General features: G+C 34.4%; 12 protein-coding genes. 1 reads left to right on the top strand and 11 read right to left on the bottom strand.

Going from position 1 to position 17,021, the window contains the following annotated elements:
- Positions 1-26: 26 nt before the first annotated feature.
- The 3 genes from MHH98_RS02685 to MHH98_RS02675 all read right to left on the bottom strand — a co-directional run bounded on the left by MHH98_RS02685 (position 27) and on the right by MHH98_RS02675 (position 5,511).
- Positions 27-1,772 carry a methyl-accepting chemotaxis protein gene (locus MHH98_RS02685; RefSeq protein WP_038178614.1) on the bottom strand — a complete coding sequence of 582 codons (1,746 nt, stop codon included), beginning with the start codon at positions 1,770-1,772 and terminating at the stop codon, positions 27-29.
- A gap of 588 nt (positions 1,773-2,360) precedes the next feature.
- Complete coding sequence (locus MHH98_RS02680; protein WP_340712221.1) at positions 2,361-3,584, bottom strand: peptidase; 1,224 nt, start codon at positions 3,582-3,584, stop codon at positions 2,361-2,363.
- A 664-nt stretch (positions 3,585-4,248) separates the two neighbouring features.
- A complete protein-coding gene (locus MHH98_RS02675; RefSeq protein ID WP_340712220.1) occupies positions 4,249-5,511 on the bottom strand; it encodes an alpha/beta hydrolase in 1,263 nt (420 codons plus the stop codon).
- 270 nt (positions 5,512-5,781) lie between these two features.
- On the opposite strand from MHH98_RS02675, the gene MHH98_RS02670 reads away from it, so the two are divergent.
- A complete protein-coding gene (locus tag MHH98_RS02670) occupies positions 5,782-6,102 on the top strand; it encodes a hypothetical protein (RefSeq protein ID WP_038178621.1) in 321 nt (106 codons plus the stop codon).
- 182 nt (positions 6,103-6,284) lie between these two features.
- Here MHH98_RS02670 and MHH98_RS02665 read toward each other — a convergent pair whose 3' ends face one another.
- From MHH98_RS02665 to yhbH, 8 genes are all read right to left on the bottom strand, one after another.
- A complete protein-coding gene (locus MHH98_RS02665; RefSeq protein WP_038178623.1) occupies positions 6,285-6,479 on the bottom strand; it encodes a hypothetical protein in 195 nt (64 codons plus the stop codon).
- A 223-nt stretch (positions 6,480-6,702) separates the two neighbouring features.
- A complete protein-coding gene (locus tag MHH98_RS02660; RefSeq protein WP_235175659.1) occupies positions 6,703-7,875 on the bottom strand; it encodes an aminotransferase-like domain-containing protein in 1,173 nt (390 codons plus the stop codon).
- Between the two features lie 378 nt (positions 7,876-8,253).
- Positions 8,254-9,129, bottom strand: a complete 876-nt coding sequence (locus MHH98_RS02655; protein ID WP_038178633.1) for a radical SAM/SPASM domain-containing protein — start codon at positions 9,127-9,129, stop codon at positions 8,254-8,256.
- A gap of 209 nt (positions 9,130-9,338) precedes the next feature.
- Positions 9,339-12,722 (bottom strand): S8 family peptidase, encoded by a 3,384-nt coding sequence (locus tag MHH98_RS02650; protein ID WP_340712219.1) that lies wholly within the window; start codon positions 12,720-12,722, stop codon positions 9,339-9,341.
- A gap of 214 nt (positions 12,723-12,936) precedes the next feature.
- A complete protein-coding gene (locus MHH98_RS02645) occupies positions 12,937-13,641 on the bottom strand; it encodes a DUF421 domain-containing protein (protein WP_340712218.1) in 705 nt (234 codons plus the stop codon).
- Between the two features lie 218 nt (positions 13,642-13,859).
- On the bottom strand, positions 13,860-14,162 hold the full coding sequence (locus MHH98_RS02640) for a YunC family protein (RefSeq protein WP_038178639.1): 303 nt from the start codon (positions 14,160-14,162) through the stop codon (positions 13,860-13,862).
- Between the two features lie 175 nt (positions 14,163-14,337).
- Positions 14,338-15,738, bottom strand: a complete 1,401-nt coding sequence (locus MHH98_RS02635) for a SpoVR family protein (protein WP_038178641.1) — start codon at positions 15,736-15,738, stop codon at positions 14,338-14,340.
- A gap of 62 nt (positions 15,739-15,800) precedes the next feature.
- On the bottom strand, positions 15,801-16,964 hold the full coding sequence (yhbH, locus tag MHH98_RS02630) for a sporulation protein YhbH (protein WP_038178643.1): 1,164 nt from the start codon (positions 16,962-16,964) through the stop codon (positions 15,801-15,803).
- Positions 16,965-17,021: the final 57 nt, after the last annotated feature.

Genomic DNA, 17,021 nt, shown 5'->3' with positions numbered 1-17,021 from the left:
AATAATTTAATCAGCCTACATACTTATTAATGAGTATATTGTTTTTTACTATTCACTATTATTTGTTTTAAAATTGTTAGTTTACCAATGACGATTTGTGATATATCTGCAAGCTCCACTAAGTACTCTTCAGCAAGAGCTTGATTACCAGCGTTATACGCATGTACAGCTTTTTTGGCAACTTCATGTACTAGCGCATGAGGCTTTTCTAACTCTTTATAAGCAGGCTCTGTACCTAACAATTCTCTTCCTTTTCCGTAGTACCAGACTCCAAGACGAGAATCTTTGTGAGAAGAAATATCATGTTCACTCATCTGTTCAAAACCGAGCATTAAATTATAAATTCTCCAACGCCATAATAAATGATCTGTAATAGTTAATTCTATAATATCTTCTTGACTAATTATAAAGTTTTTCGAAATAGTTTCTGTACGATAATGATTAATCATTTTACTTAATTCATAAATTTCTTCACCTGTTTTATAGGAAATATCTTTACTACGACTTGAATTTTCGGCAATGTTTTTATTACGGATTGTAATTTCATTTGCAGCTGCTGCTTGTTGATGCGTAGTACTAGCGATTTCTTTAAAATGCATACCCTGCTGTTGTAAAGCAATGTTAAGATCTGCTAAAGCACTTGAGATATTCGCAGTTTCATTTACACCTCGATGCAAATCCTCTGCTGACTTCTTCGTAAGCGCATCAATATTATTTGTGATTTCTAAGAGCTTCTTAATATCATTATGAATGGATTGTACCGAGGATTTCGTATTATCCGCTAGTTTACGAACCTCTTCCGCAACAACAGCAAAACCTTTACCGGCTTCGCCAGCACGTGCCGCTTCAATTGAAGCATTTAACGCTAACAGATTTGTTTGTTCTGCGATCCCCTTTATGAATTCCATTAATTGCGAAACACTTTTCACACGCTCAACTAACTCTGTTACATTATCCTGTACTTGATGATGCCCCCCATCAGTAGATTTCAATAATTGCGTTACATTTTGCAAGGCATCTATACCATTATGTAATTCTTTCAATGAAGATTGTGTATGCTGTGAGACTTCCCCCACAGATGCGGCAATTTCATCGACACTTTCATCTAGTTGTTCCATAGATGATTTCACAGACAAAACGTCTTGCTCTTGTCTTTCTTGGAATTGAATTAGATTTTTAATCTGATCTAGTTGCACATTATATTTAATAATTTCACCCAATCCATTTATAATTGATCCTGCTTGAATTTCTATATAAGTTTCAACAATTAGCTGTTGATCAATCGTAACAATACTATCGTAAGCAAGTAACACATCCATCATTTTCTTACGGTCTTTAGGAAAAGCTTCAACGATTAAAGGAATTATAAATTGGTTGATAAGCGTGTATGCTGAAATCATCCAGTTTGGTAGTACACCTATTTTGGCATGGGTATAAGCAATTTTCCTTCTACGGAAAATATAATTTAAATCTAACTCATCTTGGAAAATACTCATAAAATGCTTATGAATTAACTTTTTCAGTTTAACTACAGATGAATGTTGATCGATTACTTCTTTAAATTCATCAATTTGCATTAAACGATCGTAAAACTTGTCTAAAATCATTTCGTGGTTTTTCTCATAAATCTCCTTTAACTCCGCGACAGATCCCCGACCCACTTGTGATAATCCTAAAAAATTCAATTTTTCCTGAAAACGTTCATTGGAAGTAATATCTGAACCAGGTGTAGTTGAAAAATATTGATAATGACCTTTCGTTTTACCAAACATACATATCCCCTTAGTACTTTATTTTTTTCATAATCTACAACGACATTTCGACTAATAAAACCTTCTTTTGTACATGATGTTAAGTTTTCACTATTTCCACGAGTTAAATAAGCAGTATATTAATACTACTTATTTTTAAAACTATAGGCTATACAACCCATGATTAACATATAGCAAAAACTACCAATTAATCAATGATTCATTGAAATGTTCACAAATTATTCTTTTCTCGAGGTAATTAGTCCACCTTTTTCATAAGAAAAATCGAGCATCTGAGAGATGCTCGATTTAATATGTAAGTTCACTATTGTTATCAATTTATATAATCTACTTTCAATTAGATAAATTAGATTTTATTTTATTTTTTTCAAAAAAAATAAAAATAACCGTCCCCTCCACAAAAGGTTTGACGGTTATTCTTGACCTCGGACCAACAACTTTTCTGAGGTGCCTAGTCACTAGACTGAACGTTCGCAGCGTTCGGTCTTATTATGGTATGCTTTTCTACCCCTATTATACAATTCTAGTAGGGAATTTTCAATAAATGGATTGTATTCCCTTATTTTATATAATCGACATACTCAATTATTAAGGAGTTACTACTTTGTCATCAAAAGTTACAATCACAATCTCAGCATTCGTGATGCCGGGCAATGATTTCGTCATCATTGGGGAATGGTATGCCGTAATTTTCATACCTGCTCGTAATTCCGTTCCCAATCCTAGTAATGAGACTACTTTTGTGTCCTTCAAGATGTTCAGAATTACATCATTGTTTGCATTTTGGTCAGAGCTGACATTGATATACAACTGATCTTTCTTCGTACTATTCAATGAAACAATTGTACCTTCAACTTTATTGTGTTCTGTTTCTTTCACAATAATTTTCTCTGCATGTGTTTGAGCTGGATATATCATGGTCATCATTTCACCGTAGTATGCCTCAACGCGAACATCAGACTTTAAAGATTCTAACGATAATGATTTTCCTGCTTGATCAACTATTTGAGTGTTCTCATCTACCGATAGAATAACATAATCCACTCCGCCTTTTTTCATCGAATTTCCAATCACGGTGAACTTTTTATCTGCTACATTTGTAATAATACCGTTTGTACCTACAGCCTCTTCTTGAACCACCTCTTTTATTGCCAAATTAACAACGACATAATTCGTTGTCGATTGAGCTGGAATACTCATCGTAACAGCAGGTCCATAGAAAGCTTTGACCGTCATGCCTGGTTTGATAGCACTTACCTTTATCGCATTTCCATTTTGGTCTAATATCTGTGCTTTATCAGCGAAATGCAAAACAATCTTATCCTTATGCGTTGTGTAGATATCTGTACCTTCTACGACAATTCCACTTTCATTCACTTCTGATATTGTGCCATTAATTCCTGTAAAGTCCTGTTTTTGAACAACTAGCTTTAGTGCTTCACCATGCGCAGGAAGGCTCTTCGTAATTTTAGGATCATAGAATGCCTTAACAGTCTTCTTGTCTTCGATAATTTTTTTCAACGACACTTTTTTACCTTTGGAATCAATAATTTTAGAACTTTTGGTAATGGATAGAATTATTTCACTTTGATCTGTTTTAGCAAGCCCATGTCCTGTTACAGTAATGAATTTGCCAGTCTTATCGTTTAAGTAATTTGTAATTTGACCGATTGTACCTGGAGAAGTTTTCACTTTATTCTGAGCAAGCTCTTGGCCATTATAAATTGGCTTAGCTTGAACGCTCTGTGCATTTGCTGTTGCCGGGAGCGCTGTTATCAATAGAATAGATGCTGTTAATAACACTTTTTTCATTTTATATTCCTCCAATTAAAGAAATAGTATTTTTACTCCGTACATTTAAAGCCTATCTTCATTCACTACACAATTTGCAACAAATTGACCTGATTGGATTAACTCGCAGTACGTATAAAGAGTATTAAATATTAAATTTATTCACATCATTTAAATCCACTTGTAATTTCATTTCTATTTCAAGGAAACCTTATATCACAATAATAATGTTCATTTACCACACCTATACACCTAAATTATACCATTATATATATATTCAGGGGAAATAATAGAATACGAATTCCTAATCTGGTAAAATAATGATAACTAGTTGTGCAGGTTGGGCGGTTGGTCACTTCCAAGGGATTGGGGGTGATACTATTGACAACTTACGAAATAATAAGCTTATTGATTCAACTCTCAGTTGGATGGATAGCATTCCTTTCAGTTTTGTTGTCGGTACTCTTTTTTCTATTAAAAAAGAAATAACCGTCCCCTCCACATAAGGTTTGACGGTTATTATTGACCTCGGACCAACCGCTTCATCTGCGGTTACTAGCCACTAGACTGAACGTTCGCAGCGTTCAGTCTTTTTATATTATGTTTTACTATCGTAATAATACAATTCTGTAGTTTAAATCTCTACAAATGCCATTCCATACTTTATTTCTATAAAGCTGTACATCTACTTCTGTATAAATTCTGTAATCGCCTCAACTAATTCTGTAGATAGCGGAAGTGTTGGATCTGAATAAGTAGCCAAATTTCCCTTTATCTCCTCTTGTGCATCTTTTAGAATATGATTCATCTTGTTTACAATCATTAGTTTAGCTTCTTCTTTATTCGCCTTTAATATTTTTGCATCACTTACTGGAACTTGAATATCGTGTGCTCCTTGAATGATTAAGACAGGTGCTGTTACTTTTTGAATGCTCTTAGCTGGATCATACTTTAGCCAAGACATAAGATATGGCTGTACAGACGGTCTAAATAATGTTTGTAATTCTGTTGTTATGGTTGCAACAGATTTACCTTCTTTTAATGATGCTAAGATTCCAGTAGTTTCTTTCGTAAGATCCGGTGTTAATTTGCCTTCTAATTGCTCAAGTAATATCTCATCTGCTGGACGCCCTGCTCCTGCTAGTGAAGTAAACGAAGCAATGTCGCTATTCTGTGCTGCTAACATGCCAATTAAAGACCCTTCACTATGACCAATAATATGAATGCTTTTAAATTTATTTTCTGATATTGCGTATTTAATAACTTGATTAACGTCTTCTACATATTGTTCTATTGATAAATCTTCTTCTTTTGTTATTAATGGCGCATTATCGCCAATTCCTCTTTTATCATAACGAATAGATGCAATCCCTTGTTTAGCTAAGTCTTCAGCTAGCATTTTCAAGCTATTATTTTTGCCAGCACCTATAGTATTTCCATCTTTGTCGGTCGGACCAGACCCTGCTATTATAATCGCCAGCGGATATGAACCTCCCTTTTCAGGATGTTGTAAAGCTACCTTTAGATTCCCTTCATTAACTGGGATCTTAATGGATTCATAATTTGCCTTCTCTTCTTCATAGGGAGTTAATTTAAATGATAGTACATTACCATTCTGCTTAAATGTTCCTGTTATTAAATTATCTTGTAACTTACCTTCTATTACGACATTCGAACCTTGTAAATCGATTGTAATCGAAACTTTATTGCCATCATATGAGACTTCTTTAAATGGATAGTCCTTTAACCCTTGAGCCGGTACTGATAAAGTGCCACTTTTTTCTGTAAGCGATAAAATAATTTCTAATTGTGATTGCGGAAGCTCAATATTCCCTTGCCATTGTCCTAACATATCATCATTCACACCTTTCTTAACCTCTGGACTTTCTTCCTTAGAACAAGCTACTAAAAACATTAGCACGCAAAGCCACATTACATATTTCTTCATTTTAAAACCCCTTTTCTGCGTAGTTCAAATAAAAAATACACAAGCTAAACCTTCGTTCAATCTGTTCTATCTTTAGTATCACAAATTAAACCGGTAATTTCAAATAAAATATGGAAATATTATGTAATATTTTTCCGCGAGTGTAGTTAGATTGATAAGATTATCCGAGGTCCCTATATGTTAAGTGAATTTTTACTACAAGGTGAAAACATAAATAAATCCTTGTTTACAGAAGAACAACTATGTATGCAATGAACAGAGATTTTAATAATGAAAAGAAAATTGATTCCTATAGTATTAGGGGCAGCATTACTATCGAGTTGTGGAAGCGATATCGATACGCTAGAAAAGAAAGTTAATACACTACAAAAAGAAAATCTTAAGGATGGTCAAAGTCCTATACCAATCGTTTCAGAAATCAATTCAAACATTATTTATGAAGTTCATATAGAATGGTTTAATTATGATGGTAAATGGAGCTATTGGATTCTTACCTTGCTAATCGAAGAAAACGAAGATTCTGGTGCTGAAGTATATTTCACAGTTGTCAAAACAAACAATGGATTTATAAAATCGGCTATTGAAAGTTAATTCATAATTTATATTAAAAAGGAAGTTTATTCTTGTGAAGCTAAACACCCTTTTTTTGTATTCACTTCTTCAGTTCTATATTGATTATCGAATTAACTTCCACGTTATCCAACTAAATCACTTACCTCGCCATCATTCAGTTACATAAAAAAAACCTTCCAATCGGAAGGCTTTGAAATAAATTATGAGTTCGGTATAACTAAAAAAATGGATGGTATGAAAGAAATGCCAAAAAACAAAATGTACCATAGAGACATACGTCGTAACGAAAATTGACGTTGTTTCTTCTGTGCATAAAAAATGTCCGTAAAAATAGCAACGACGAGTGGAATACTCATACATGCAATAGCAATTAAAATCACATCTGAAAAGTTCATTGTGCATCCCCCAATTTGCTAACATCTTAATTATAATTGTGACGAAAATGTGTCTTAATTCATTGTACACAATTTCGTCACAAATTGTCAATGAATTTTACCATACTTTTCTATCTTTCTTTATTTGAACCAAAAAAAGAAGGTAGAACCAGATTTATCTCCTGAGGTTCTACCTTCTTCTATTTGGCTAATACTAATTGCCTTATTAAAATTCTTGTCTTCTTTATAAAACGGAAGCCAGTCTTTTGATACCTTCTACAATTGTTTCTGGATCAGAATTCGTATAATTAAGGCGCAAAGTTCCTGCTCCTTTAATATTCGTATAGAACGGATCGCCAGGAACGAAAGCCACTTTCTTCTCAGTTGCTCGTTTAAAGACTTCTACTGAAGAAATCCCTTCTCCCAAATCTGCCCATAAAAACATACCGCCCTCTGGTTTTGTGAACGTAACATGAGCAGGTAAATATTTTTCCATCGCCGCTATCATAGCGTCACACTGCTGCTTATATAGTGCTGTAATTTTGCTTATATGCGCTTCGTAATCATTATTTGTTAAATAATCATAAATAGCATATTGTGCAAGTACATTCGTATGTAAGTCAGATGATTGTTTAGCTCCTATTAAATGCCCCATTAGCTCTTTACTTTTTGTACATAAATAACCAATACGCATTCCCGGTGATAACGTTTTAGAGAAAGAACCAAATAGTACACTATTTTCCGATTTACCACCTGCAATGTAAGGCAATGATTCTCCTTCAAAGCGAAGTTCACCATACGGATCATCTTCAATTAATACTGTATTCGTCTTCTTAATGATTTCAAAAATTGCCTCACGTTTCTCTTTCGAGTAAGTTAAGCCTGTAGGATTTTGGAAATTAGGGACTGTATACAATAATTTCACATCATTATTTTTTAAAGTTGCTTCAAGCTCTTCTAAATTTAAGCCGTCATCTTCAAGGCTAATTGGCAAAAACTCAGGCTCAAAAAGTGCAAATGTTTGAATAGCAGCAAGATAACAAGGGCTTTCTACAGCTACTTTATCCCCCTTATTAACTAAAGCTTTCCCCATTAAATCTAGTCCTTGTTGAGAGCCAGTTGTAATTAAAATATCATCTGCTGTAACATCCATACCAAATCGTTTTTTATAACGGTCCGCAACCCATTGGCGTAATGGCAAATAACCCTGTGTCCCTGAATACTGGAATACCTTGTCACCAGAATTTTGTAAAACTCGATTAATCGATTCTTGGAACTCTTTCATTGGGAATGAAATAGGATTTGGTAGACCTCCTGCAAATGAAATAATATCTTCTACCTCAGTCAAACTTAAAATATCTTTTATAAAAGAACTATCTGCTTGTAATACTCTATCTGAATAAATTTGCACCATCATCAATTCTCCTTCTAAACTACTTCTACTATATTCCGTTTATTTTTTTATATTATTATAGCAAATCACACAACATTAGGAATTGTCAATATTTTCTCTTAAATTAAGGTGGATTTACAGTCTAATTAGATTGGATGCATAGTGGCAGTATATTAACCGAACGGGAAAAATTCTATTTTATTATCATAATGGACTTACTTGTGATTACTTTTAACTTACTCGCTCTTTTAATTAATCTAATCGGGCTTTCATTTGACTCACTTGAGCTCCCTTTTAACTCATTCTAATACCAAAACAAAAAAGCATCTTACAAGAGATGCTTTTTAATATTGCCTGTAGCTGACACCATATAAACTTAAAATCTATTGGAACTAATTGCTTTTACATCCCAAATTTCTGTCTAAAGCCGCACTTCCTGCATAATTCTTCAACCGCTTCTCTTCTAGTAAATCCATCAAAGAGGTTATTGGCTCTTTCACTCTCTACAATTTCAGAGAATGATTTGTTATTAATATTTCCTAAATTGATGACACCTTCTCCATCTAGGCAACATGGGACTACGGTACCGTCAACAAGAATCGCTGCTTGACTGCGCAGTGCATGACAAAATCCTTTTCCTTCATCCTCAGGGGCTTGCAAGCTCGGCCATTGAAATTCATGATCTTGGTTTAAATAAACACGATCTGTAATTTTAACGCCTTTTCCTGGCTGTACTTTTTCTTCAATTCTAAAGTCTAAATTGTATTCCTGCTCCAATATATCTAACGTTTCACGGTTTCTTCTCTTCTCTAAATCGGTAACCTGATCTTTTTGTAAATTCCATAATCGGTACGAAATAATGATGTTATGTTCTGCCGCATCACGTACAAATTCAAGAATATCTCCTAAGTATTTTTCACGATTCTCTGACCCCTCATGGCCGTCAAAACTATGTAATGAAAAATTGATTTGACGTAGCGCGGGCTTTCCTAATAATTTCTCTCGATTCTTTTTAATCAATGTACCATTTGTCGTGATATTTACTTTAAACCCTTTAGCATGTGCTGCATCAAGTAATTGGTCGATTTTGTTATGTAAAAGAGGTTCTCCTTTCACATGTAGGTAAATATATTTCGTATGCGGTCTGATCTGATCAAGTATATTGTTAAATGCATCTAGTTTGATTATATTTGCCTTACGACTCGTAGGCGGGCAGAAGCTACACGCCAGATTACAGACGCTTGTAATTTCTACATAGACTTTTTTAAATGTTTTCAAGACTTGTTCACCATTCCAGTTCTGTATATATTAAGGGACTATAATTATTTTAATCAAAATCAATGATAAAGAACAGTTTTTCAACAACTAAGATGGAGTGAATGCATACTTTTTCTATTCTATAATGAGTTATATTGTAGCAATAACATAAAAAAGGTGACTCCTAAAAGTCGCTTGGTAACGACCTTTAGAATCACCCCAACCTTTTCTTACTTCACTTTTAATGACAAAGTATACGGGTCAATTGAAGCACGTCCTTTACCATCTCGAACCTTCACATAATAAGTTCCTTTGGTCATTTTTAAGGATAAAATCTCATTATCCCCTTGCCCATAAATATCAGATTTTGATACTCTTTTTCCATTACGATAGACTTCAAAAACACCATCTAATTCTTGGCTGGCACTGAGTGTCAACGTTACTTGCTCTGATTTAGTTGGTTGGTAAATATACCAATCTTCATCACCATTTTCATATCCTGTATTAAAGTACCCTGTCGTTGAATACAATTTGCTACTTTTCTTCTGTAGCTTGATAGGTTTAGAAGGTTTGTTATTTTTCACTTTAGATCCTGCATCTTCATCTTTTTTATTCACAGAGTTTACTTTTAGTTGATATGGCCATAGAGAAAGTGCTGTACTTGAGTCAACCGAACCAAATACGGTGACAAAATACGATTGACCTTTTTTCGCTTCAAAAGATCCTGTTGTCGTTCCATCTTCAGTATTTTTCAAAAGGTATGTTCTGTATTCAGTATCTCTATCATCTATTTTATGATTTTTATTAACATCCCTTGTAATTTCCATATATCCTAAATACGGACTCAACAACTCTTTAGGATACTTCGCTTTTAGCTTTGAAGTAAGAGGTGTACGGGAGAATTTCACACCGTATACTGAATTTTCTTTTGCAGTGAAATAGTACGAATCAACATCATTCGCTGTAGAGAAGTTGGCCGTCACACCAGTAGCAGGTATATTCTTTGCCTGTTCTGGTTTATCATTTTCTTCATAGCTATCACCAGCATCTTTAACAACAAGTTTTGAAGTCACTTGATATCCATCATACGGGATTTGATTTGTATTATAGTTTGGATTGATGGATAAGTAATACGTTTTATTTGCTTTTAAACTAGCGAAAAATTTCCCTTTGACCCAATCATCATAAGAAGACCAGTCCTCATTAGTTGAGACAAGAGATAAAAGTTGATATGCCTTACCATTTTCATCTTTATCTTTTATTACCTCATACAATCCTAGATTTGGAATATTCTCTTTTGGTGTTGGTAATTGAAATTGATAAATGCCCGCACTTGAAGTGTTTAATTTATACCAGTCTTGGTCCATTGTATTTTGTAGATACCCTTGAATTGTTCCACCTAATTCATATGGTATTGCTACCGATTCTAATAGGTTAATTCGTTCTGAGTCATCTTCTGTTAGTACATTCATCATTGTGGAATCATCCATAGAACTATAGTTATCTTCATCTTCTGGAATACTCTTTCCGACTAAGCTCACGCTATATGAGAGAATAGACCCCGCAGGTTCTTTTTCTTCCAGTCCTCCTACTAAACCTAATAGTAATTGTTCTAAAGTAACGTAACCGAAAGTTCCTTTATTTGTTACTTTTAAATAATATTCTTTTTCAGGTTCAGTTTGGAATAATAGCGTTTCTCCTTCTCCTATACCGTGTGTATTACTTGTATATAAAGCTGGCATATCTTCTGTGCTTAATTCTTCAGATGTTGCAGGGAATAGCTGTTCTTTTTCATACACAGCAGCACTTATATCTACTCCTGGAATACCTGTAACTTCAAAGTTCATAAATTGTGCTTCTTTTGATGTAAAGTAGAAATAGTCTTCATCGCCATTTTCACCCGTTATATATAGTTTATCTTTGCTAAATGGCCATTTTTCAATTTTTATTGGATGCTCTAATGCTGACTCGTCTTTTGGAAGTTCAGATACTTTATCTACTTTTAACGTAAATGTTGACTGCTTCTGACCTGAATCATCAAAATTGCCATTCACATCTTTTACACCAATAGCTACTGTTCCACTAAATGGAGCTTGGATTAGTTTTCCTTCTTTTTTTCCTTCCGTTACATCATTGACATCTAACAATTGTTTTTGGTCTTTACCATAAAAATTTATACTCATTTTATAATCATATTGAGATGAGCCCTCCAGTGAAGCTTGGATATATTCGCCCTTTTCTACAGGGATTTTAACCCACTTTTGTTCTGAAGGTTTTGTAAAAGAGTGCTTTACTTGTGCAGGGATTGAAATGACCTCTGCATTTTTTAATATCTCTTTTTCACCCCACTTCTCTTTCACTAAAGAAGGGATCTTTTTTACATCAAATTTCATCGCGGCAACTGGGTTGATGAGTCCATTTCCATATTTATGATCGAACCCTTTCTCCCCTATATCTGTCGCTGTTTTCTCTAAGATATATTCTATTTCAGCCGGCTTTAAATTTGGATATTTGGATAGCAGCAATGCTGCTGCTCCAGCAACTACAGGCGAAGCCATAGATGTTCCACTTAGTTTGGCAAAAGTTGATCCTTTTTGTGCATCATAAAAAGGTGCATAAATATTTTCTCCAGGTGCTACCACATCAGTGGATGTACCGTAAGATGAAAATTCACTTAATTTTTTTTCGCTATTAATAGAGCCTACACTAATTACTCCTTCATACTTAGCAGGATAAATGGGCATATCAGATCCTTGATTTCCCGCTGCTGCAACGATAACAACACCACTACTAATTGCCTTTGTCACAGCCTCTTCTAAAACAGTAGATGGCATAGAGCCCTGCAAACTCATGTTAATGACGTCTGCGCCTTGGTCTACAGCTTTTAAAATAGCATTTGCAATTGTATAGTCAAATGTCCACATATCTCCGTCAAAGATATCATATGAAAGAATCTTCACATTCGGATTTATGCCATATCCACCGATACCGTTATCTTTTTTAGCAGCAATAATACCAGCCACGTGAGTCCCATGTATATCAGTAGTTGCCGGATTCATTGGATTTATAATGTTTGTACTTGAAAGAATGGATTCTTTTAGCTCTGGATGATTTCGGTCAATACCCGTATCAATAACCGCTACCTTTACTTGATTATTCCCTGCCAACTTTTGAGCATCTGCTGTTTTTAGTATGCTATGCATATATTGTTCATTTATTTTCGGGTCAACTGAGCCCGCATGCTGGTACTTTGGACTAAGACCAACAGAAACTACCTTACTGTTTTTTTGATAGTTTTTAATAGTTTGCTGTAGTTTATTTTTATTACTAACTTTAACAGCTACATAGTTAAGTCCTTTGATTTGGTTTACAACTGTTCCGCCAGCCTTGCGATGATCACTAGCGCTTAGTGAACTTGAATATTTAATAATAATTGTGTCGTCACTATAATTCGCAGTCTTTTCAATTTTGGACGTTCGTTCATTTTGGCTAAGCGAGTGCAATTTAGCTGCAATAGATTTAGTTTTCGCGTCTACTTTTAAACTACTAACTAGTGAAAATAGCAATGCAAAGCTTGCTAAAACTACTACTACTTTTTTTATAATAGATTTCACAATAACCCTCCTTAAATAGCAATCCTTATATTCTATTTAACGAGGAGCATCATTTATACCAATTAATATACATTATTTTGAAATTTATTTTCTTTTAATAGTAACTGTTCCAAATTTAGTTCCAATGTTTATCTTAATAGATAGGACTTTCACTAAATTTCGTATGAAATCCTATCTATTTTAAACACAAAGAAAATTACTTGATAGACCTTCTTTAGTTATACAGATATACTTGCAAATTATTGTTTTGGTCTAATGTTGCTAATAATACATCTTTAACATCCACTTTATACATGGAAATGACTCTGTCTTTAAGCCAACCCTCATTAATATTTGAGTTCTTCAATTCAAAGTAATCAATTTTGCCCTCTTTAATAAGTACAGTAGGTAAAGAAAAAGCTTCAGGTGCTAACTTCATATCTACTCGCGTTATTGTTTGGTATTGAGGGTATAAAAAGCTTGAAATAGTTCCGTCTGGCTCCCATAAAGCTAGAGCAACCATTTGAATATCTTCTATTTTCTCTTTTCTTAATTCAGATAAAAGTAAATCTACGGAAATCCTAGCCTTCGACAAATTTTTAGAAACAATTTGTCCATTCTTAATAAGTGGAAATGGTGAGGAGTCTATTATATGTCGAAACGGGACCCATTTAAGGCTCAAATATACAGCTACTGAATATAAAACAACTAAAGTTGACATGGTAATAATGGAGCCCTTCATCCCTAACCCTTCATCAGACAAGGGATGGGCGATGATATTACCTACAGATATTGCCATTGCAAAATCGAGTAATCTCAATTGAGAGATAGAACGTTGCCCCATAACTTTCGCTGCAATGAGTAAAAAAAGAAAAGCAACAATTGCTCGGAGAAACCATTGAATTGCCGTAAGCGTTTCTTGTGCATGAAAAAAGTCCATAGTGACACATCCTCTCAATCCTTTTAGTTTTCTTATTATCTCCATTAACTTCCGTATTATAAGAAAAGCTTGTTACAAAAATTTTTCATATAAAAATAAATGGGTCAGCCTCCTATTACTTTACGTAATGAAGACTGACCCATTAGATCAATTATTATTATGATTTCTACCTTAACTTTACATCATTGCTACTATTCATTGCTTAGTGTTAGGAGCTTTTAAGTCATTTTTAACAATGCATCTGATCCAATCATTCCTTTAACAATGCCAAATTGCTCTGCTTCAAGGGTAACGGACTCAAGAGGTGCATTCAACAATTGTTCAATTGTCTTCACACCAACTGCTCGACCTGCAACTATTTTACGATCAGCTAATTTTGTATTCAAAAGTCCGACGTCTAACGCACCACACATAATATAACCTACATCATTCGAAACCGTTAATAACGTTGTTTTAGGCAAACTTACAGTAACTGCCTTAAATATAGAACCTTCAATATTAATCGTTTCAGTTGAAACCATCTAATTCGCCCCTTCCTCTATATACATATGAAACTGGGTAAAAAGTTGTTCGAGTTATTCCGCATGTTCTTTAATTAATTCACTATTTGTATGCCTAGCTTTCTATATTTACTTATGCAACTAATAAAGCCCTTAAATGGAGCAATTCAAGGGCTCAAGCGTTGCATATCTTGTTTTATAAAAATCTCCGTGAATTCTTTTTACCATCATATGAATATAGAACTTTTTTTTCTTCACTATGCGTTTCTACATGAACAGGGCGCCCCCACAGCTGATAAATATACCTTAGAACATTTTCTAAATAGCGAGTATCAAGTTCCATTCCTTCAAATCCGTGGACTAAATATAATTCACCATTTCGTAAGTAATCCCCATCTTTCACAAGAATATATGGGAACCCGCCATTCACACGCATTGATACGAGTTGATCACGTACATTTTCATAATCCTTATCTGTAATTTTATATTCATTGCCCTTTTTTTCAAATAAATAAAGATCTTCATGCTTCACTAAGTCTTTGGTTAAATAGTTTCGGATAAAGGAAATATCTGATTCAACTTCTCGTACTTCAAACATTTTCTCTCGACCGGAGTGCCGCTTCACACCTAATTTCCGCATCTCATCCGTTGGGGAATCATATCGTTTCTCAATATCTTCGAAAATTTTCAGTCCTAGATAATATGGATTAATCGTCGTCTTTGAAGGTTGAACAACACCTGCGTTTAACTTCGCATATTCTATCGATTCATCCGTTGTTAAATTTAGCTCTCTCATAATACGTTGGTGCCAGAAGGAAGCCCAGCCCTCATTCATAATTTTAGTTTCTAATTGGGGCCAGAAATAGAGCATTTCCTCACGCATCATCGTTAATATATCTCTTTGCCATTCCTCTAATTCACGACTATATTGCTCAATGAATAATAGTAGATCTTTTTCTGGATATGGCGGAAACTGTTTCTTTTTTTGTCGTATGATCTTCTCTTCTTTTTCTTTTTCGTCTATTCTCCAAAGATCATCATAAGGCGTTTTACGGGCAACATCCTCATCTTCATCTATATCGTTCTCATACGTTAACAACTTGGGTCGTTGTATAGATGGATCAATATGCTCTTGAATAGCTAATACAGCATCTAAAAACTCTTCAACTTCCTCTTTTCCGTAGAGCATTTCATAGTTGGCTATTCGTTCAGCCGTAGCTGTCATACTCTCAACCATATCTCGTCTTGTATTAGAGAAGCGAACGTTATTCTTGAAAAAGTCACAGTGCGCTAAAACGTGCGCAATGATCAGCTTATTTTGTGTTAACTTATTTGTATCTAGTAAGAATGCATAACAAGGGTTGGAGTTAATGACAAGCTCATAAATTTGACTTAAACCTAAATCGTACTGCAGCTTCATTTTGTGAAATTGTTTACCGAAACTCCAATGGGAAAAACGAGTAGGCATACCGTATGCTCCAAATGTATAAATAATATCTGCAGGGCATATTTCATAACGCATCGGGTAAAAGTCTAGACCAAACCCAGTCGCAATTTCCGTAATTTCATCAATCGCTTGGTGAAGCTCTTTTTCCATTTATCTAAATCCCCCCGTGTCTATTATTAGGAAATGAGTGCTTGGCACCATCCGTCTCTCGCTTAAGACTCAACTTTTTGGAAAAAGCTTTTTAATGCTTCATAAACGTCACTTTTATGTCTCAATATATAGTGGCGAAATTTCTGATCTTCAATTTTTTTATAGTTATACATTAATGTCGAAAAACGATTATGTTGATTTACTTCTCCGTACCCGAACATACTGGATACTTTCATTAGATCCTGAACTAATTTCATACACTTTTCATTATCAGTCGACATATTTTCTCCATCTGAAAAATGAACAGGATAAATATTATATCTTGTTGGATTATATTTCTGTTTAATCAGTTCTAAAGCTTTTATATAGGCGGATGAACAAAGTGTTCCTCCACTTTCTCCTTTTGAAAAGAAATCTTCCTCTGATACTACTTTTGCTTCTGTATGATGAGCAATAAATTCAATTTCAACTGTTTCGTATTTGGAACGTAAAAATCTTGTCATCCAAAAGAAAAAACTCCTTGCACAATACTTTTCAAAATTGCCCATCGAGGCACTTGTATCCATCATCGCTAGGACTACTGCCTTTGATTCAGGGTTTGTCACTTCATCCCATGTTTTAAAACGTAAGTCGTCATTATGGATTGGTGTAATCTCTGCTTTTCCTTTTATGGCATTACGTTTAATCGCATTTAAGATTGTACGCTTCTTATCGATATTACCCATAAGACCTTTTTTCCGAATATCGTTAAATTCAATTTTTTCGGTTGTGATATCTGCCATTTCTTTTTCTTTCAAATTAGGTAACTCTAACTCTTTAAATAAGGCGCTCTCTATTTCTTCAAGACTTACTTCTGCCTCATAGTAATCTTCTCCAGGTTTGTCACCTGCTTCTTTACCGTTTCCTGCACCTTTACCTTTATCCCCTTGACTTGGAGCTCTTGCTACTACATCGCCTACCTGACTATCACCTTGTCCTTGACCAACATGTTTTGACTTATCGTAGTTATAACGAATTTTATATTCATCTAGAGATCGTATAGGAATTTTAATAACCTCACGACCATTTGACATAACAATACTTTCTTCGCTTATTAAATCTGGTAAATTATTTTTAATTGCATCTTTTACTTTTTCCATGTGGCGTTGTTGATCTTGGTACCCTTTGCGATGGAGGGACCAATTTTCCTGAGAGATGACAAAGCGCTTATCCTGGTTTTCGCTCATTTTTATCCTCACCCATCTATAAAATCAAATTCGCCTAAGACTATTAGCAACCGACTT

Origin of the sequence: Viridibacillus sp. FSL H8-0110 (genome assembly GCF_038003565.1) — a bacterium.
Lineage (GTDB): Bacteria > Bacillota > Bacilli > Bacillales_A > Planococcaceae > Viridibacillus > Viridibacillus arenosi.
The sequence above is the reverse complement of the archived record's forward strand: the minus strand, read 5'-3'. Positions and strand labels throughout refer to the sequence as shown.

Bases quoted from the DNA above. Each gene is read 5' to 3' on its own strand.
- MHH98_RS02685 (WP_038178614.1), bottom strand. From the start codon at position 1,772: ATGTTTGGTAAAACGAAAGGTCATTATCAATATTTTTCAACTACACCT.
- MHH98_RS02680 (WP_340712221.1), bottom strand. From the start codon at position 3,584: ATGAAAAAAGTGTTATTAACAGCATCTATTCTATTGATAACAGCGCTC.
- MHH98_RS02675 (WP_340712220.1), bottom strand. From the start codon at position 5,511: ATGAAGAAATATGTAATGTGGCTTTGCGTGCTAATGTTTTTAGTAGCT.
- MHH98_RS02670 (WP_038178621.1), top strand. From the start codon at position 5,782: ATGAAAAGAAAATTGATTCCTATAGTATTAGGGGCAGCATTACTATCG.
- MHH98_RS02665 (WP_038178623.1), bottom strand. From the start codon at position 6,479: ATGAACTTTTCAGATGTGATTTTAATTGCTATTGCATGTATGAGTATT.
- MHH98_RS02660 (WP_235175659.1), bottom strand. From the start codon at position 7,875: ATGATGGTGCAAATTTATTCAGATAGAGTATTACAAGCAGATAGTTCT.
- MHH98_RS02645 (WP_340712218.1), bottom strand. From the start codon at position 13,641: ATGGACTTTTTTCATGCACAAGAAACGCTTACGGCAATTCAATGGTTT.
- MHH98_RS02640 (WP_038178639.1), bottom strand. From the start codon at position 14,162: ATGGTTTCAACTGAAACGATTAATATTGAAGGTTCTATATTTAAGGCA.
- MHH98_RS02635 (WP_038178641.1), bottom strand. From the start codon at position 15,738: ATGGAAAAAGAGCTTCACCAAGCGATTGATGAAATTACGGAAATTGCG.
- yhbH (WP_038178643.1), bottom strand. From the start codon at position 16,964: ATGAGCGAAAACCAGGATAAGCGCTTTGTCATCTCTCAGGAAAATTGG.